The 18,595-nt window shown below is 43.5% G+C and carries 17 protein-coding genes; 3 read left to right on the top strand and 14 right to left on the bottom strand.

Features of this window, described 5'->3' with window-relative positions:
* Positions 1-286 precede the first annotated feature (286 nt).
* Positions 287-646 carry a class II SORL domain-containing protein gene (locus COPRO5265_RS05755; protein WP_012544722.1) on the top strand — a complete coding sequence of 120 codons (360 nt, stop codon included), beginning with the start codon at positions 287-289 and terminating at the stop codon, positions 644-646.
* Positions 647-664: 18 nt separating this feature from the next.
* Positions 665-1,150, top strand: a complete 486-nt coding sequence (locus COPRO5265_RS05760) for a ferritin-like domain-containing protein (RefSeq protein ID WP_012544467.1) — start codon at positions 665-667, stop codon at positions 1,148-1,150.
* A 78-nt stretch (positions 1,151-1,228) separates the two neighbouring features.
* On the opposite strand, the gene COPRO5265_RS05765 is transcribed toward COPRO5265_RS05760, so the two are convergent.
* The 11 genes from COPRO5265_RS05765 to COPRO5265_RS05815 form a co-directional block, all read right to left on the bottom strand.
* A complete protein-coding gene (locus tag COPRO5265_RS05765; RefSeq protein ID WP_012544517.1) occupies positions 1,229-2,545 on the bottom strand; it encodes a hypothetical protein in 1,317 nt (438 codons plus the stop codon).
* Between the two features lie 51 nt (positions 2,546-2,596).
* Entirely contained in the window at positions 2,597-2,857 is a 261-nt protein-coding gene (locus COPRO5265_RS05770) for a MoaD/ThiS family protein (RefSeq protein WP_143708121.1), read from the bottom strand.
* Positions 2,817-3,740, bottom strand: a complete 924-nt coding sequence (locus COPRO5265_RS05775; protein ID WP_012543834.1) for a 1-phosphofructokinase family hexose kinase — start codon at positions 3,738-3,740, stop codon at positions 2,817-2,819. The genes COPRO5265_RS05770 and COPRO5265_RS05775 overlap by 41 nt, the downstream gene beginning before the upstream one ends.
* Positions 3,737-5,629, bottom strand: coding sequence for a copper amine oxidase N-terminal domain-containing protein (locus COPRO5265_RS05780; RefSeq protein WP_012543681.1), 1,893 nt, complete (start codon positions 5,627-5,629; stop codon positions 3,737-3,739). The genes COPRO5265_RS05775 and COPRO5265_RS05780 overlap by 4 nt, the downstream gene beginning before the upstream one ends.
* 10 nt (positions 5,630-5,639) lie before the next feature.
* A complete protein-coding gene (gene uvrC / locus COPRO5265_RS05785; protein WP_012544039.1) occupies positions 5,640-7,427 on the bottom strand; it encodes an excinuclease ABC subunit UvrC in 1,788 nt (595 codons plus the stop codon).
* Complete coding sequence (locus COPRO5265_RS05790; protein ID WP_012544887.1) at positions 7,424-8,116, bottom strand: transglycosylase SLT domain-containing protein; 693 nt, start codon at positions 8,114-8,116, stop codon at positions 7,424-7,426. The genes uvrC and COPRO5265_RS05790 overlap by 4 nt, the downstream gene beginning before the upstream one ends.
* 101 nt (positions 8,117-8,217) lie before the next feature.
* Complete coding sequence (locus COPRO5265_RS05795) at positions 8,218-9,201, bottom strand: DNA replication/repair protein RecF (protein ID WP_236608197.1); 984 nt, start codon at positions 9,199-9,201, stop codon at positions 8,218-8,220.
* 22 nt (positions 9,202-9,223) lie between these two features.
* Positions 9,224-9,799: an HD domain-containing protein gene (locus COPRO5265_RS05800; RefSeq protein ID WP_012543672.1), complete on the bottom strand. Its 576-nt coding sequence runs from the start codon at positions 9,797-9,799 to the stop codon at positions 9,224-9,226.
* 20 nt (positions 9,800-9,819) lie between these two features.
* Positions 9,820-11,499 (bottom strand): 30S ribosomal protein S1, encoded by a 1,680-nt coding sequence (locus tag COPRO5265_RS05805; protein ID WP_012544689.1) that lies wholly within the window; start codon positions 11,497-11,499, stop codon positions 9,820-9,822.
* 99 nt (positions 11,500-11,598) lie between these two features.
* A complete protein-coding gene (locus COPRO5265_RS05810; protein WP_012543854.1) occupies positions 11,599-12,456 on the bottom strand; it encodes a hypothetical protein in 858 nt (285 codons plus the stop codon).
* Entirely contained in the window at positions 12,431-13,396 is a 966-nt protein-coding gene (locus tag COPRO5265_RS05815; RefSeq protein ID WP_012544749.1) for an NYN domain-containing protein, read from the bottom strand. Before COPRO5265_RS05815 ends, COPRO5265_RS05810 begins: the two co-directional genes overlap by 26 nt.
* Positions 13,397-13,490: 94 nt before the next feature.
* Between COPRO5265_RS05815 and COPRO5265_RS05820 the strand changes: the two genes are divergently transcribed.
* Entirely contained in the window at positions 13,491-14,639 is a 1,149-nt protein-coding gene (locus COPRO5265_RS05820) for a YibE/F family protein (protein ID WP_143708124.1), read from the top strand.
* A gap of 107 nt (positions 14,640-14,746) precedes the next feature.
* Here COPRO5265_RS05820 and xth read toward each other — a convergent pair whose 3' ends face one another.
* The 3 genes from xth to COPRO5265_RS05835 are packed head-to-tail and all read right to left on the bottom strand — an operon-like array spanning position 14,747 to position 18,586.
* Positions 14,747-15,499 carry an exodeoxyribonuclease III gene (xth, locus tag COPRO5265_RS05825; RefSeq protein ID WP_012543522.1) on the bottom strand — a complete coding sequence of 251 codons (753 nt, stop codon included), beginning with the start codon at positions 15,497-15,499 and terminating at the stop codon, positions 14,747-14,749.
* Positions 15,500-15,503: 4 nt separating this feature from the next.
* Complete coding sequence (gene alr / locus COPRO5265_RS05830; RefSeq protein ID WP_012544188.1) at positions 15,504-16,550, bottom strand: alanine racemase; 1,047 nt, start codon at positions 16,548-16,550, stop codon at positions 15,504-15,506.
* A gap of 32 nt (positions 16,551-16,582) precedes the next feature.
* On the bottom strand, positions 16,583-18,586 hold the full coding sequence (locus tag COPRO5265_RS05835; protein ID WP_012543733.1) for an HD domain-containing phosphohydrolase: 2,004 nt from the start codon (positions 18,584-18,586) through the stop codon (positions 16,583-16,585).
* Positions 18,587-18,595 lie beyond the last annotated feature (9 nt).

An 18,595-nucleotide genomic window follows, 5' to 3' on the forward strand; every position in this document is an offset into this window, starting at 1 on the left:
CATGCAAAACTGAGCTCCCTAAAAAAGCTTTGACCTAGATAGACTTATTACCACTCTTGCTCCACCACGCGGGGCGAGTAATTCATTAACATAAACCATACCATGCTCAGCATCAATTCAACCATCCACAATGTCCATATTCCGCTCATCTAATCACCTCATTCTTTCAAAATAATTCTTTCCTACTATTCATATACCCAAAATGAGCTTGTTTAGTTGCTATGCATAGATCGTTTTTGTTTGTGGTAATATTTCTTTAGATTCACTTAAAAAGGAGGGGTCGTCTGTGAAGACGTATGAAGTTCAAAATGACACCAGTAAAACAGAAAAACACACTCCTTACATTGAAATTCCATCTGAAGTAAAACCAAACGAACCATTTCAGGTAACAGTACAAGTAGGGAAAGACATTCCACATCCGAATCTGGTGGAACACCACATTAAGTGGATCCAAGTGTTTTTCGAAGAAGAAGGACGAGCTTTTAACCCCATTCACATTGCCACCTTTGACCTCGGTCCTACCTACGCTGAACCAAAGGTCACTTTCACTATGAAAGTGCCGAAGAATGGAAAGCTTATCGCACTAGAGTATTGCAACATTCACGGACTTTGGGAAAATTCGGCAGACGTTAAAGTAAGTGAGTAAAAAAGGAGGTAGATACACATGGGTGAGTATGCAAGGAAGTACACAAAAGGAAATGTGGACGAACTGATTGACCTCCTAAACAAGGCTTATGCAGATGAGTGGATAGCTTACTACTATTACGAGGTAGGCGCAGAGCTTGTAAAGACACTAGATGGAAAAATAACCGCTGACCAGCTTAAAGAAATGGCTGAAGACGAAGAGGAACACAGAAAGGAATTAGCCGAACGTATTGTGGAACTGGGCGGAGAACCTATTCATGATTGGGAAGAGATACTAAAACAAGCAAATTATCCTAAGATAACTTATCCTGCTGATAGATCAGATTGGCAAGGCTTCCTAAAATCAGTTTTGGAGGCCGAGCGTGGAGCCATCGAAGTTTACGAGAAACTTGTTGATTTCTTGCATGCGGGTAATGGCGACCCTGTCACTTTCCACGTTATAAGGCACATCCTGCAGGAAGAAATGGAGCACGAAGAAGAAGTAGAAACCCTTCTAGGACTCTAATCATAACGCCATTAAGAAAACGCCCCGCGACGACGGGGCGTTTTCTATTGAATGATTCAATCTATTAGGCAAGCCTTTCTAATCCTCATCACTAAACCAAGTTGGGTCAAACCATTCATTTACTCGCGGTCCTCCTGATTTCATTCGTTGGAGCACCAAATTGCTTATAGGAGTCCCTAAATTCGCCAAACGAATTTCTGTATCCCCTGAGCCTTGCAACACTTTTAGGGCATCGCTCATGATGTTTTCAAAATCTCCCAGCCATGGAGCATCATCGGGAACAGACAAAATAAGCTCATCCCATATATCCAGTTTTATACTAACAGCTATTAGTTGTTTCAGAATGAGCAGAGTGTCTCCGGAGTATGTCTTGAGTCTGTCAAGCACATGCTCCATGGTAGCTATGGCCACATCCAGGTCTTTTGTTCCCGATAGAATCCCGAGCAACGCATAAAGTCCGTTTTCACCAGGCAATTCTTTTAGCAGTTCCAAAGCTGCCTTTGGATATTTTGACCCGAGTTCTCGTCCCAAAGCCTGAGCCTGCTTCACAGTAAGCGTGTGTCCCTCTTTCTCCCAAAGCACCTCTTTAGCAAAATCAAAGTCTTTCCTTTTAACAACCTCGGAGATCAAAACAACAAAGAGGTTAAATCTGCCAGGACTCTTGACACTCTCTAGGTCGCTATAGACACTTCTAAGGTCGTCGCTAACGGAGAGTAGCTCTTTAAAAACCTCTAAAGCCTTTTCCTCATCTACACCTAGGTAAACCCTAAATGCTTTCTTCAAGTAGCTTATATCAGAGGTCCTTTTGTATAAAACCACATATAGATTCGCCAAATCCTTCGCAGAGATTAAGTCCTTAGTAGTAGCAAAATCCACCAATTCTCCTAATCTCGTAACTGGAAGGAATTGTGCTAATGCAATTACAAGTGGACCGATTTTCATTTTCCAATCGTACTTCTGTATGGCCGAAAAAATCTTTCCAGCCTCGTGCCGCCTTCTACTAAGAACATCCATCAATGAATAAAGCAGAACCAGATCCGAGCTTTCACCAAAAATGGCATCAGCGTCATTTTTGGCTCGTATAAGCCTTAGGTCTTCCACCAAAGAGTGAATATAAGCAACTCCAGCAGTCATACCGAGCACGGCTTGACGCTTCCAAATTTGCTTTATCAGTTCCACTATTCTATTGAGGATGGCATCAGGTATGTCCACTAAGCCGTAGTTAGCAAGCAGAGACAGCAATGCCTCAAAACGTGCCTCTAAATCTCTGTCGCCAACAGCTTCGCCAAGGCGTAATGCACTTATGTAGTCATCCTTTGGTTTTACAAAGGATTTCCTAAACTCATCCTTACGATTCTTCCAACTGTTTAGTAAAGATTCAATCGATACTTCCATATATTAAGTCTATCATAAAAACTCGACCTGAAAATAGAGGGGGTTACCAAATTACCAAGTTACGGGTGGGTAAAAAGCGATCTCATCACCGTCCTCGAAAACAAAACTAAGGTCCGAAATAACTCTCCCCCGGCAAAAAGCAAGAAAATCAGACTTAATACCTTCAGGCTCATCTAGAAGATATTTTGACAGACCTGGACAATTATGAGCCACCTTTAAAACCAAATCAGCGTAGTTAGAAGCTTCTAACTCTAAATCACCACAACCAAGCTCAGCAAAACCGCCCATAAAATGGACCTTCACTAAAGCCATCAAGACCCACCTCCTTGACAGAGATAGATCTTTTTAGCTCTTCAAACAAAGAGACATTTGTCTCTCCAATGGCTTCCGTGCTAACGCTACTGCTAGCAGCTGCTGAGCTCACTAACAATGCTTTTTTCCAGTCTTTCTCTGCCCAGTAAACATGTAGCAGATAGGCAAGAAAAATGTCTCCAGCGCCCACCGAATTAACGCAAGGTACCTGTGGTACTTCTGCCTTGAGTGCAAAACCATTTTCACTCTTAAAAAAAGCACCAGATTTCTCACACGTTATTCCCAAATTCCCTCGAAATTGCTGTACATTCAAGCCGCGAGCTTCAAACTGGTTCACCTTTATGAGCCATGCATAAGGCAGAGAAACTTGTAGGAAGCTTGGCTTAGCATCTACAATGACCTTTGCCCCCGCTTCCTTTGCAGTTCTTACCATGTTCTCGTAGTCGTCCAAACCTACACCTTTAGCCACAGAACCAGCAAAGATAACAAACGGAAAATCATTTACTATGTGACCGTAATGCTCCTGTAAGACGTGCAACTCGTGATCGGTGACTTCTTGCCACCTGTCAGAAATAACATACTCTTTGCCCGCTCCAATTATGGTAACGTTAATTCTGTTGTCATCATCACAATGAATGGGAAGCACACTCACACCCTCGGCGCGACATTGACTCAATAACCACTGACCAATGTAATCGCCAAAGAAACCAATTAGATGAACTTCATGCCCTAACCTGGCTAAGAACCTTGCTACATTCAAGGACTTGCTACCCGCACTTCTGTATCGCCTATCAGGTCTGAATATTTTTTCCTCTTCAACCGATTCGCCCAAGACCAGCACCTGATCCAGAGCCGGACTCAAGCCTACTACTAAAACCTTCATGGTAGTGTTACTTCCACCTTTCTAAGATTCGGATCCCATAACACGTTTAAGCCCATGGACTCGACAATGAACCTAACAGGGACCAACATCGTACCCTGCACAATCGTGGGTGGAGCGTCAATTTCCATGGGAGCTCCATCAACAAATGCAGTTGGTTTCCCGTTGAACAGCTCAATGCTGTGACCAAGGCCTGTAATGGTTACTTTCTTTTGGCTATCATCCCATTGCACGCTGTAGCCAAAAGCTTCCGATATTACCCTTATGGGTACCATCGTTCGGCTGTTAATAATAGTAGCCGAGACGTCCATGGTCTTTTCGACGCCGTTTATAGTGTATGTGTTCTTTCCAACATGTAACACAACATGAACCTGTGGAAGCAATGTGTAAATGCCATCACCAGTAAGTAAGAAAACACGATCCCCCTCCGTAGCCACATCGAGCACTTTACCCGCAGGATAGTTGGGAAATACTTGGCCCAGATCCTTTACATCACTCGATACCAGATACAACGAGGAAGCTGTAACGACCAGAACACCATTTTCTGATGGTACAATCTCTGTTATTGCGTCTGAGAATTTATAAACCAAAGGGCCCACCAGATATTCTCCATAGCTGTAGTACACAGACCCGTTCCATTGAACCACATCTTGGGGTGGTACCTTAGCTTCGAAACTCGTAATGGTTCCTAAAGAAAGGAGCTTGATTTCACTGGATGTTGACACGTAATAACCTTCACCCGTGTAACCATAAGATAGGATTGGTTTTACACCCATACCAGCAAGTGGTTTACCTGTAACAGCATCTACCACTAAGAGATTCTTACGCCCCATATGGTCGCCACTGACCACCAGCAGATATCCTTCCTGATCGTCCCCAAAACCATCGATGATGGTACCTCTAATTGTTCTAGAAGTCTCTCCCCACGAGTAACTCTGACCACCAGCTTCCCACATCAAGAGACCATTCACTTTTAAACCATTAGCGTCTTGAATTTCCTCAGTCCAACCTTTATCAGTGAACACCAACCGGTAATTATCCGAAATGAACGTAGGACCAGGACTTATACTACCCAAAAGTGGCAATCTGACCTTACTAGAAACCTTTTGTAGAGTCTGCCCTTTTAGTTGGAATGTACCGGCCGGAGTGATCAAAAAATCACCACTGAGTACGGAATTAGCAGCAACTTTGGATATTTGTGTAGCAGAAGACTCTAACGCATACAGTTTGTCTCCTTGTAGGAAATACAGTAAACCGTTGGAAAAAGATGCACCTGATACGTTGTCGAAAAACTGCTGTCCCAAACTTAGCACGTTTCCTTTTAAGCAGGCAACATCACCATTCTTTAGTTCCCAAGCTTTATCACATGAGCGCAGGTCAACCCGCTCACAGGAATTCTCAGTGCACTTGAAAGCACCAAAATTAGTAGAAACCAGCGCATTAGCGGGCAAACCACTAACATATGTAACCTCGTTAGGTACTGAAGCAAAAACTCTTATATTTTTAGGATCTTTAGTTATTAGGCTAACAGTATTGCCCTTCCATAGCCAAAGGTTATCCTCATAGGAAGCCATACCGTTGTAAATACCTACATTCGTCCATTGACCATTTGCAAAATACTTAACATTCCCAGACACATCTTGGACAAAGAAAGTAGATGCTGTGAAATAAAAAGAAACCATATCCGTAGAAAGCTGTACAGTAGCTCCCGTCGGCAATACGCCAACAAAATCGGTGGTTACATAGCCGAGTTTATCCCCTGTGGAGAAAGCTGAGTAGACGTAATCAGAAGGAAGAAAGTTAAACCATCTTTGTTCCACAGGAGCTTGCCCTTGGACAGCGCTCGCTAGTAGCACTAGAAACATCAGAACAGACGCCAAAAACTTCTTCATGGGTTAAATTTTACCCCACATCTTCGGGATGTAGTGCTCTGTACAGCTGCTGTGCAACTTTAGGTGGTAAACCGCCTTTTACCGTAAGCTCTTCAATGCTAGCAGCTTGCAGGCCTACCATACCACCGAAAGTCTCTATAAGTTTGCGTCGTCTAGCTTTGCCTATGCCAGGTACACCGAGCAGAATGTCGCCAAAATCTTCGCGTAACTTCCTATGATAGGAATTAACCCATCGGTGAGCCTCATTTCTTATAGTTTGAAGTACTTGTTTCCCGACATCCTCGGGCGGCAAATATATGGGGTCTTCTTTCCAACTCACGAATAGTCTATCATCAGGTTTAGCTATGGCAACTGCAGGTACAGTAACACCAAGCTGCTCCATGGCTTTCTCAACAACCGCGAGATGTTGCCTACCCCCATCAATAAGCATGAGGTCAGGCAGTCCCGTTTTCTCGTCCTGCAAACGCCTAATTAACACCTCGTACATGAAGGAAAAATCGTCTTTGTAAGAACCTTTTATGCGGTAGTGCCTGTACCAGGGTGTATAGAATTGACCATTAACGTAAGCCACTTTTCCACCGACGCGTTCAGAACCAAAGAGTTGAGCCATATCGAATCCCTCAATACGCGTAGGGATATGCTCTAAGCGTAGCACTTCCTTTATTCTGAGTAGTCCACGTTTAATCCTCTCAGTCCCTTCATCTCTTTCTAAGATGCTCTCAGCATTCTCTTCAGCAACCCTTAGCAAAGCCTTCCAGTGATCCGGAACAGCTTCCACCTGAACACCATGCAACGATCCTAATGGTTTTAGCGTTTCAGCTACAGCGCCATTCACGTAGGCAAGTACGCCTTGCTCGTGATAGAGTCGCACATAGTCTCTAAAAAAGCTCTCCATGACTTCCGAAGGCTCAATAGTGGCTCCTGAAGAATACTTTAGGCCAAACACATTGGTTATCATGCCATCTCGAACAGAGACCACAAAACCAGAGGCCTGATCTTCTTTCAATGCAAAGGCAATAAGGTCAGCGCTGCCATCGACGTTGGCTTCTCTCTGCATACCAATCCTCTTCACCGTGTAAAGAAGATCGCGAAGTTCGGCAGCTCTCTCAAAGTTCAAATTCTCAGCTTCTTCCTTCATCATCTTAGTTAAGCGATTCTCAACCTCTTTCGTATCCCCTTTTAGAAACTTGATGAACAACTGAACGCGATCTTTGTACTCCTCAGGACTTATCTTGCCTATGCATGGGCCAGAGCACCTGCCGATCTCGTAATAGACACAGGGACGCATCCTTCGCTTGAGCGGACCCTTACAGGACCTAATACCGAAAACCTCTTCAGCTATCTGTATTAAGTTCTTCAAGTCACCCCTTACTTTGCCAGGCATGTCAGGCACACGAAGTGGAACAAACGGGCCAAAGAGTAATTGTCCAGGCTTTGGTTTTCTCTGCTTTATGCGTACAATCTCTACAGCAGGATATTCCTGGCTTAAGTCAATGCGTAAATAGCTATAGCCCTTACCATCCTTGAGAAGAACGTTATAAGGTGGAGCATATTTTTTTATAAGTGTTTCTTCCAGTTCAAGAGATTGCCTTTCGTTGGCAACTATGATCCAACTCACCTTAGAAGCATTGCTCATTATAAGGTGTTCTTTCTGGCCTGGCTGGCTACGAGCGTAGTCAGCCAGGCGATTGTGCAAGTCACTAGCTTTACCTACATAAATAACCTGTCCAGAATTCCCATAAAATAGGTAAACACCCGGACTGTGCGGTGCTTGCTCAATGGATTCTCTCAACGTCATCTTGCTGTTACTTGCATGGCACTCCTTGCGTAAGTTTTAACCTTATTCAGGTAGTTGCTCACATAGTTGTTCCCATCGTAAATTCTACCGCTGTAACCAGAATTCTTAAGCTTGGTAACACCAGTAAGGTAAGAGGCAACTGCTAGATCAATGGCTTTGGACCTGTCCTTTACATGCCCGACCCATGCCTCATAGTTGTCATTCAGGTAGAGTAAACCAGCACACGCATTTTCATAAGGGTCAAAAATGTCTCCTTTACTAAAAAGGGAAGGGTATGCCTTTAGATAAATTCTAAATGTGCTTGGTAATAGCTGCATGATCCCCTTTGCTCCAGCATATGAAACATCTTTGGGATTGAAATTGCTTTCTGTCTTTATCACACCGATAAACACTTCAGCTGGCAACTCGTTCGGATTACAGTCCCTGTAAGCATTTCCAAGTGCTAAAGCTACAGTTGCACTAGCTCCAGCTTGGATTGCCATCTTTTCTACTAGGAAAGGAGCACTTCGAGAAGGTTCTCCAGTCCATACTCCGGCATTCAGACTTATTTCACAATACTTTGCTGGCTTACTCATGATAATTGTTTCAGCCGCTACGGGATCCACACTCACCGTAACCGGCAGAACTACCCAAAGGATCAAAATGAGAATTGTCAAGAGAACCAAGAGCGACCACATTTGCAACGACATAGTGCTAACACCTCCTCAGCGATAAATCAAGCTAAAGGATTATAGCACACAGTAGTTTGAGAATTGTTAAATTGCTGACAAGTTTTTATTTGTTTTCCTACCTAGATAGGAAAAACTCTACCTTGCTCGCAGGCTAATATGCTGTATGGTCTGCCCAAATCAGCCTTCTCCCAGGTTTTCGTAGTAGCAGCAATGATATGCCTTTCAGGCAGAAGTTCGAGAACTTTTTTCCAATGAAGTTCATCAATGTTCGCATTGAAGTCATCCATAAGAAGAAGAACGTAACCCTGCTTTTCATGAATGAGTTCTGCCGTTCTTACAAAGACAAAGGTAAGCAGAATCTTCAAGAAACCTCTAGATGCGACAGTACTTACTTCCTTGTTATTAACATCCAACAAGATTTTGTCACGCTGAAAACCAAATAACGTCGTCTTCTTCAACATCTCCAAAGAGAGGTTTTTGATGTCAGAAGTCTCCACGGAAAACTTAAAACTGTAACTACTATCAAATACTTGAGGAAAGCGTAAATTCAAAGATGCTTGTACCAGCTGTAAAAACGCTTGTCGCTTTTCTCTCCATTTCTGAGAAATCTTGTCAATACGATCAGAAAGTACTTCATCAAGCGGCTCATTGTAAAAACCTGATGACAGCATGGAGTTTCTCTCAGAGACTAGTTTCCTGTACTGCGCAGCCAACCGCATATTTTCTCTGTCACTAAGTTCAAGCAGTCGATCAAAAAGACGTCTGGTCCCTGAAGGAGTGGATACTAGATCTAAATACTCATCACTGTAGTAAAGTACCTTTCCCGCTAAAGGACTTTCAAAGCTGGAGATGCGTTCACCGTTGAGGAGTAGACTTCTTGCCTTGGGCTCCAAAGAGACGCTAAAAACGACATTTGCCCCATCTACCGAAAGCTCAATTTGGGCTTGGTTCTCACCCCATCTCACTATGTCACCAATGTTTCTTGTCCTGAAGGATCTTCCAGTAGAAACTATAAACAGAGATTCCAGAAGCGATGTCTTTCCCTGCATGTTCTCCCCCATTAGAACTGTTAATCCATCAGGAATTTCTATTTCTTGGTTCAATAAGTTGCGAAAATTATAAAGCTTAATCGAGCGAACTCTCTCCACGTACCACAACCGATAGATCCTCACCAAGCAGATTGCTTACTTCTTCATAAAGAGCAAAAAACCGACGCGCTACCTCTCCATTATCAAACTTAAGTTCAACGTCCCTTATAAACTCCTCCTTAGTTATGAGCTCATCTCCTGAAGCCAAATTGTCCACTGCAGCTAGTATCTTTTCTTCAAGCGCTTCCGGCATGTAAGACCTCTCTGGCAGTCCGAAACTACGAGCTTCCTCCAGGGTAAGGCCAGCACCCAAATGACGCTCGATCAACAAGCAAACTCTTTCTGAGAACCCTTCTTCTCTGGCAATGGTCGAACCAATAACCCCATGAGAGATGTCATGAGTCACACTGCGACCAATGTCATGCAGAAGGGCTCCCAGTATGAGTGAATTAACGTCTACTGTTACATCCCGCTTCTGCAGTTTTTCTACAACCCGGGCAACACCTAAAGTAACAGCCTCAATGTGATGCCTTACGTTTTCTGGTAAATTGTATTTCTCGTATATTTGTTCGATCTTCTTCCAGTCAACAGAAGCCCCAACGTCTTCCAGCATCTGGCTTACCGATTGGCTTTTCAGAAAGAAACCTCCCGGCCCAATAAATTGCCCAGCACATCAGAAAGAGTGAACTTGTCTTCACCCTGTTGAGACAGAAAATCTTGCAGTTCTTCCCTTTCCTTATCTACGTGAATGGCTTTTACAGACAATGAAATGCGACGTCTCTCTTCATCAATACCAATGACTTTTGCAACAATCTCATCACCCTCAGACACGGCATCCCGAGGATCGTCAACTCTCCTAATGGATAGCTGAGAGATGTGTATGAAGCCCTCAACGCCATCAGCAATTTCCACAAACACCCCTTGAGGAATTATGGTAACAACCTTACCTCGCACAAGCTGTCCTGGCTGTATGTTTTTAACCACTTCTTCCCAAGGGTCTGGCCTTGTGTCACGCATTGACAACGTAATCTTTCTGTCAACTATGTTGATACCCAGAACCACTACTTCCACCTGATCACCTATGTTTACAACCTCGTTTATGTCCTTAAACCGCTTCCAACTGACATACCTTCGCGGAACTAAGCCCTCTATTCCAGGTGCTAATTCCACAAAAACGCCAAAGTCCGTTATATTTACTACAGTTCCCTCAGCTTTCGAACCAACTGGGAAGTCCCTTTCCACGTTTTCCCATGGATCTCCAAGAGCTTCTTTGACACTCAAAATGAGGTCCTGTGCTTCAGGGTCAAACCTCAAGATTTTCGCTTTTACGTGATCACCTATTTTATACAGGTCTTCCACCTTTGCCCCACGTTTCCACGATACTTCCTGGGCAGGCACCAGTCCGGTAACACGATCCACCAACAGTAAAAGCCCTCCTCTGAGGTACCGCAGTACGCGCCCACTAACTACGTCTCCCACATTGTGCTTCTCGGCAAAGAGTTGCCATGGATTGGGTGTTGCAAGCCTGATGCTGAGCACCATTTCCTTCTTTTCTTCATCCACAGAAAGCACCTTTGCCCTAACCACATCGCCACGTCTGAAAACCTTGGCAATATTCTTGATTGGTCTCCAGTCAAGTTCGTCTTTGGGTACGAAACCCTCAATTCCGTCGCCCAAATCCACAAAAATGCCTTCATCAGTAATCCGACTGACATGACCACGTACGATGTCACTGTCTTTAAGCCTTAACCAAGCTTTCTCTGCTCGTTCTTTTTGCTCCTCTTCAAGCACCTGTCGTTGTGTAAGTATGATCTGATTTCGCTTCCGGTTAACACGAAGTATTTTTACTCGCAATGAGCGTCCCACGTACTTCTTCGTATCGCGTACAAACCTTATTTCCAATTGAGATGCGGGTACGTAACCAAGAATTCCAGCGCCAAGGTCCACGAATACACCTTTATCATCAGCGCCCACGGCTTTTACCTTTCTAGACTCTCCGCTCTTTTCCCATTCTTCTACATCTTTCCAAAGTTTTCTGTAGGCAGCTCTCTTCTGAGAAACTGAGATATATCCCTTATCGTCATTTGTTCTGGTAACAACAACCTCCACGCTGGTCGGCACGTTACCTTCCTGCACCTGACGTGCTAACTCACTAGTACACTCGTCCAGTGGGAGAAAAGCATCATACTTACTAGCAATGTCCAACCACAATCCATCTACGTCAGCGCGCAAAACTGTACCTTCTACGAGATCCCCTCTTTCAGCCATTTCTACGTCGAATTCTTGATTGAAATTCTCTTCACGGGGTTCCACCTTTCATTACCTCCTCAAACTATGCATAGAATTTTTGTTCTAACTCGAACGAAGTAAAACTTCGAAAAACACACAACATTACATTTTAACATTTAAACCTCATTCTCCTATTTCTTTAAACTGCACATCCCTAACTACATACCCGTCACCTTCACGTACTGTGTCGAATGTAGCATCTACTATGGCAACGTCACTAGTAAGAGATGATGTCCCACCTATGCCAACTCTGGTGTAACTTACGTGAACCTTTCCTGCCCCGTCTGCATCATACAAGGCCGGAAGGAGAAAGAGCCCCCTAGTGGCATAACCTCTGGTAAACTCAAGACCCATACTGGCTAAAAAGTTCGCTAAACCTTCATCAGGCTCGTTCGCTACAGTTTTTTCCACATAGAACATGTTCCTTGACATGAGAGCATCCATGAAGGTCCAAACTGCCTCCATGGGATTATCTGCAATGATCTTCACACCACTAACTAAATAATCCGAGCCTTCTTTCGTGGTACTGACGATCCAGTGTATGTTCCTTGAAACAGTGGTGGTCTCCTCATACGCATTGTATACGTAGTTGACGGTTCCTTTTACCTCCACTACCCCATCATCCACCACACTGTAATTAAGCTTCCAATTCTCCCACCTAAGCGGATACTCCACAGAGGCAACAGGTATTCCTTCAACATCAGCAGTAATCTGTCTCATACTTTCTAAAGAGTTCAAGAATGATCGAAAGTAAGCATTCACCATACCTTCGCTCATTTCCTTTGTACTCACTGACTTCATACCTGAAAGATCATAGTTTGCCCAAGCCTCTACAAATTTTCTAGCCGCCTTCTGAGGAGTCTTTTGTCCAGAGAAAAACCATGTAGTTAAAACAATTACCAAAACAACTATGACAGCAATGACAATGTAAAGTAAGCCTAAATTTCTTTTCCTGCTACTCCGACTTTTCAACTTCTGCACCTCCTAGTTTAACTTCCCACCAACCAAGGTCGTTTCCAAGTCTTATCAAAGCTTCCCAGTAATCTTTACCTCCTCGTATTCCTTGTTTTTCTATGTTTCTAAGTTCCTCCACTAACTTTGAAAAGCTAGTCTCCGAGCTTATTCTCTCTTTTACACGCTGAATATCTAATTCAGGGACAACGAAGTCATATTCTTTTATACGTGCCGTAGGTACCATTTTCATCTTGCTGGAGTCAACAATTTCAACCAGCCCTCTCTTTTCTAAGTCCTTGACCAACGCCTTGAAATTGGGATAACCCCAATCATGTTCAGTAAAGTCAGGCATAACCATGGTAAGCAGTTCCTTTAGAATGGACGGAGAAAGTTCATAGTTCATAAAATCAACAAACTTGATGATGCCACCAATGGTCTTGAAGAATTTCTCAAAGTCCTTTCCAGCCCTGTTCTTGCTTAAACTCTTTAATCCACCCGCAAGTTCGTTGAGTGACACAAAAGCGTCGGCCGTATTCTTTAACGCTTCCGACGTTATTTGTTCGTCTCCTATGACTACTACTTCTTTACCCAGCCCCTGAAGAGCCTTAATAACCGGTATGAAATCACGATCAGCGGACACAAACACAAAGGCATCAATACTGTCCCGCTCATACCCTAACTTTAGAGCATCCACTGTTATCTGCATGTCTGCCATGTTCTTTACAACGCTACCACTTCTGTGAGCGTATACAAATACCACTTCATACCCCATATCCACAGCAAAAGGTATGAGTGATGCAAAAACACCCCAACCTGTATAAACTCTTGCCACATCGATCTTACCCATACTAACAAAAGTATCTAAGATCTTTTGTAGAAGCTCTTGGGGGGTCTTATCATATTTCTCCAAACTTTTAGCCAGATTCTCTAGATCCAGGAAAATTGCGAAATGTTTGCAAGGTTGCACTTTTTACCTCCTTAACTTTGTATGACAACTAAGCAGCAATTACTTTATTAATAATAACATCAGCCAATGCCCACAGGGTTATAATAGCTCACGTATGAGTAGATTAATGCCCTGGATAAAGCGGATAATTGCCATAGTTTTAATTGTACTTCTTTGGCAAGCGCCATCTTTTAGTATGTCAGGATCCATCACCGGAGATGAGCAACAAGAAGCTTTCTACAGGGGCTCTGTGGAAGCGGTTGAACAAGTACTTCCACAGGAATCCAGTACAATACAACTTGTTTCGGTAAAAATCTCCGAGGGACCTTTAAAGGGGCAGGTTATATATGCGCAGAACATTTACGAAAGCTCCATGTACGGATCATTCTTAGTCTCGCCAGGAGATAAGGTCTTTGTTTACGTAATCATGGACAACGGAAAGGTAACTGATGCATACATTCAAGACCTAGACAGACTTTCTGGAACCATCTCAACCGTATTGATCTTTTCCTTGATAGTGCTCTTAATTGCTCATCTTAAAGGCCTGGATGCTTTGCTAGGGTTGTTTTTAACTGGATTGTTTATGTGGAAAATGTCTATTCCAATGATTGCTCACGGCGAAAACCCATTAGCAGTTGGAATCCTAACAGTCATTGTAGGCACAGTGGCTACTATAACCTTGGTTATGGACAGCTTGGATAAAATCATGCTCTCCAGTGCTGGTACAGTTTTAGGCGTAGTAAGTGCTTATGTGTTTGGGCTTGTGGCAGCAAAGATGACTTCCATTCACGGTATTACATCCGAGATCTTCTCTTTCTTTCAGTTTTCTGCACTGAAAAATGTTAACGCTTTAACTCTGTTTTTTAGTGCGATCATGATAGCAGCACTCGGCGCAGTCATGGATGTAGCAGTTTCTATTGTTTCCGCTGCTAGAGAACTTAAACTGCAAAATCCTGATATAAAATTCTTGGCACTTTTCTCCAGCTTGACCCGTATAGGACGAGACATGATCGGTACGATGGTCAACACACTCATCTTCGCATATGCCGGTTCTGAGTTAGGGCTCCTGGTGTATTTATACAGTTCTGGAGAGAATACCGCTTTTAAGTACATTACAGGAGAGTTTTTTGTGGGAGATGTAGTTAGAGCACTTTCAGCTTCAGCTGGCCTCATTCTGACGATACCTTTAACAGCTCTCATGGCAAGCCTTTTTTATGCAAAACACAAAGGCGTAGGCCGTGAAAAGTTTAAACACGTAGATTAGCCGTTCTACACGGTGGTACCCGAAAATACACACGAGTATTTCTGAAGAGTCCAATAAGAATTGTTCTGCTTTTTTCTTAGAGCAAGTACATTGTCGACATTGTTATACTATTTCACAACGCATACGACGGGAGCATGATCTGAAGGCTTCGGGTTACGTCTCTTCCTTATCTCTTCAACCACGTAGACATCCTCAATTGAGGGCATAAGTGTTTCACTAGAAAACACATAGTCGATACGCATACCCTGGTTTTTCCACATCCTACCTTGCCTGTAATCCCACCACGTAAATTGTACTTTTTCTGGATAAATCGCCCTAAAGACATCAACAAAGCCCACTGACAAAAGAGCTTTTAAGGCTTCCCTTTCTTCAGGAAAAGTTCCTACTGTATCTTTCAAGAGAATGGGGTCCCATACATCATTATCCTTCAGAGCAATATTAAAATCCCCTACAATTAGAACCTTCGGATATCTGCGTAAAAGCTCTTCCATACGCTTTGAGAACGCTTTGTACCACTGGATTTTTTGGAAAAACCTGGGGGAGCCACGAAGGTCACCATGGGGTGCGTAAACATTCACTATTAAGGTGTCGCCTAAAACTAGACCCAACGTTCGGCTTTCTACCTCTTCAAGAACAACCACAGGGACGCCTTCCTTGCGGGAACAAATAGATACTCCGTTGTAAGCCTTTTGTCCATTAACATAGCACTGATAATCCTTGAAAAAATCGTACGGGAAGAGGTCGTTTTCGCACTTTATCTCCTGCAAGCACAACACATCAGGAGCTTCCATCTGCATAAGCTCCGAGATAGAATCTAGACGCGCTCTTATACCATTTACATTAAAAGTGGCAACCTTCATACCTTCATACAAGTACTCTGGGTACTCTTGGATTAATGCTTGTCAAAACCTCATAGGGAATAGTCCCAACAAGCTGCGCCATCTCATCGGCCCAAAAATGCCCTCCTTCCCACTCCCCCATGAGAACAATCTCATCACCTACTGTAACATTCTTCGGAGCTTCAAACATTGTAAAATCCATTGTCACTGTCCCTATCTGCTGAAGGTTACCAGCTTTCGAACCGGCAATTGCCTTATTGCTTAGTTTTCTGTTATATCCATCGCCGTAGCCCACAGGAACAGTAACAACGTGAGTGGGCTCTGTTGCTCTCCAAGTCCAACCGTACGAGAGTCCTTCACCAGGTTCCAAGATATGCTCGTGAATGACACGAGCCTTTAGAGATAGCACAGGTTTTAAACCAGGATAACCATAGCCGTAAAGCGATATGCCAGGTCTGAAATGAGTGGCATAAGGAAACTTAGCGTTATAAAGTGATGCAGAATTGGACAAATGCACCATCAATCCCTCTGGTGCAATACTTAAAACCTCTCTAAACCTTTCTTCTTCGGTAGCCAACGCCTGCGAATCGGACAGCCCGTTTGATAGATGCGAACAAATGCCTTCCAACCTATTGCCAACCACCTTACATATTTCTCTTATCGTATTTGTCTCATACCACGGTACACCTTCACGGTGCATCCCAACGTCCACAAAAAGATGAAACTTAATAGGCAATTCCAGTAATCCGTCGCTAAGCCATTTTGAATCTGTTATGCAGAATCTAATACCTCTCTTCTCATATTCAGAGCACATGTTGGACAGAGGTGGATCGTCTAACACTAATATCCATTCTGCTCCAAACTCGGACAACATGAGTGCATCTTTTGCATAAACCACTGCAAACTTTGTTATACCATTTTTCAAAAGCTCTGGAACAACAACAGCAGCATCATGACCGTAAGCGTCGTCCTTGACCACCGCAATTGGTTCCAAGTCAGGTAGTTTTTGCCTTATGAGCTCCACATTGTTCTTCAAGTTCATTCTGGATACTTCAGCCCATTTATTCCACACTTCTAAATCCTCCTTCATTGACCAAACAAGAATTACAAAAAGTAGCGTTTCAAGAAATGCGTAAACTGTGTAGCTAAATAAGGATCAAACTGTGTACCGCTGCACCTTAGAATCTCTTCGATAGATTCTTGAATATTCTTACCTTTACGGTAAGGTCTATCAGTACTCATAGCGTCGAAGGAATCAGCGAGGGACAAGATCCTACCTTCCAATGGAATCTCTTCTCCCATAAGACCTTTGGGATATCCTTTACCGTCCCACCGTTCATGATGTGATTCTACCCACTTGGCGTATTTTCTAAGGGTTTCACTACCTTCCAAAATTTCTTCAGAAAACACGGGGTGTTTCTTCATCTCGGCGTATTCCTCAGGCGTCAAACTCCCCGGTTTCTTCAAAACAAAGTCAGGTATGCCCACCTTCCCAATATCGTGCAGGATACCAGCCCAGTAAATATCTTCGGAGGTGCTTCCTGTGTAACCAATAAAAGAAGCAAAATCAGAAGCTATCTTTGCTACCCTTTCAGAATGACCAGCCGTGTATGGATCCCTGTATTCCAAAGCCTTCACCAAAATGAGAATAATCTCCTTTAAGAACCTGTTTGCTGTTCGTTCGTGAACTTTCAAAGCTGTAAACGCACTAGCTAAACTGGTTAAAGATTCAAATAACTCAATGGATTGTTCATTGAAATCTACTTCCTCAAAACTATCGACAAAAACTGAACCATACCACTGCTTATTCACAATTAAGGGCGCAGCCAAAGATACTACAATGGGCGAAGGTCTAGCACTGCTAAATACTGCAGCAATCTCTGGGGGCATAGCACTGTCTCGAAGTTCTCTAACCACCTCCACTCCCTGAGGTCTGTAGACCCATTCAGGTCTAAGGTCCAGAGTGCTTAACAAGGAGCTATAGCCCCTGATTGCTCGGAACCGCACATAACCATCATCATCTCTTACCAATATCGAACCAGCTTGAGCCTCAGGAACCAGAGACAAAGCCAATTCCAGAAGGTAACTGTAAAAAGACTCGTCCTCAACATCTGGTCGCAGCTGCCCCATAAGTCCTAAAAGGCTTTTTTCTTTGGCTCTCATATCTTCCAGTTCTTTGTTCGCGTTCAAGATTTCCTCATAAGACGCCAAAAGCTGTTGATTTTCTGCAGCCAGCTGCTCATACGCAGCTGCAAGTTCTCTTCTGTTGGATCGAAGCATTTTTAATACCCAATAGAAAACTAAAGCAACAACAATGGCACCAATAGCAGCTCCTATGGCAATATTCCGTACCAACGTATTAACGAAAGCTGGGCTGAGCTCGTTTTTTCCAAGCCAGCGTTCTACAAGCTGATCGTATACTCCAGAAACTTGGAGCTGCCTAATCGCATCGTTCAGCCGAACGCGAAGGATACTGTTTTTTTCGCTAACGCCAATGGCATACTGGGCTAACTGAACCTTTTCCGGCAGAAGTATGGTGTCACTAATCTCAAGCTTCTCGGTTAAGTAGCCATAAGACTGCTCTACCATGAAAGCACCGTCAACTTGTCCGCTTTCAAGTGCTTCTAAGACTTCTTCATGACTCGCAAGCGACACGACATTTTTAAACCCATTGGAAATCAAGTACGACTCAAGTGCACTCCCTCCAACCACTGCCACCGATTTTTGTTTCAAGTCATCTAGTTTGAGGTTGGATCCCTTCCTTACAGCCATCACATAATACGGATAGAAGTAAGGATCAGTTGGCACCAAGGAGTTACCTGCACCTTCGTAGAATCCCATAACAAGTACAGCATCTGCTCTTCCATCTTTCACTGCTTCAATCGCTTCGCTCTGATACGAGGTAGGTAGAAAATCCACCTTTTCGTTTAGCACCTTTCCAATTTCTTTGGCCAGATCCACCGCAAATCCCTTTAGTTCTTTGCCTTCAACATACACAAAAGGTGGATTGTTGGCGTGCACAGAGAAAACAATATCCGCTTTTGCCTGCAACGGCAAAAGGAGTAGAAAGACTAATAAGACGCAGATTTTTTTAAACGTATGTTGCACCTTTACATT

The organism is Coprothermobacter proteolyticus DSM 5265 (assembly GCF_000020945.1).
Classification (GTDB): Bacteria; Coprothermobacterota; Coprothermobacteria; order Coprothermobacterales; family Coprothermobacteraceae; genus Coprothermobacter; species Coprothermobacter proteolyticus.

Coding starts and splice junctions, on each gene's coding strand:
- COPRO5265_RS05760 (WP_012544467.1), top strand. CDS start 665: ATGGGTGAGTATGCAAGGAAGTACACAAAAGGAAATGTGGACGAACTG.
- COPRO5265_RS05765 (WP_012544517.1), bottom strand. CDS start 2,545: ATGGAAGTATCGATTGAATCTTTACTAAACAGTTGGAAGAATCGTAAG.
- COPRO5265_RS05770 (WP_143708121.1), bottom strand. CDS start 2,857: ATGGCTTTAGTGAAGGTCCATTTTATGGGCGGTTTTGCTGAGCTTGGT.
- COPRO5265_RS05775 (WP_012543834.1), bottom strand. CDS start 3,740: ATGAAGGTTTTAGTAGTAGGCTTGAGTCCGGCTCTGGATCAGGTGCTG.
- COPRO5265_RS05780 (WP_012543681.1), bottom strand. CDS start 5,629: ATGAAGAAGTTTTTGGCGTCTGTTCTGATGTTTCTAGTGCTACTAGCG.
- uvrC (WP_012544039.1), bottom strand. CDS start 7,427: ATGACGTTGAGAGAATCCATTGAGCAAGCACCGCACAGTCCGGGTGTT.
- COPRO5265_RS05790 (WP_012544887.1), bottom strand. CDS start 8,116: ATGTCGTTGCAAATGTGGTCGCTCTTGGTTCTCTTGACAATTCTCATT.
- COPRO5265_RS05800 (WP_012543672.1), bottom strand. CDS start 9,799: ATGCTGGAAGACGTTGGGGCTTCTGTTGACTGGAAGAAGATCGAACAA.
- COPRO5265_RS05820 (WP_143708124.1), top strand. CDS start 13,491: ATGAGTAGATTAATGCCCTGGATAAAGCGGATAATTGCCATAGTTTTA.
- xth (WP_012543522.1), bottom strand. CDS start 15,499: ATGAAGGTTGCCACTTTTAATGTAAATGGTATAAGAGCGCGTCTAGAT.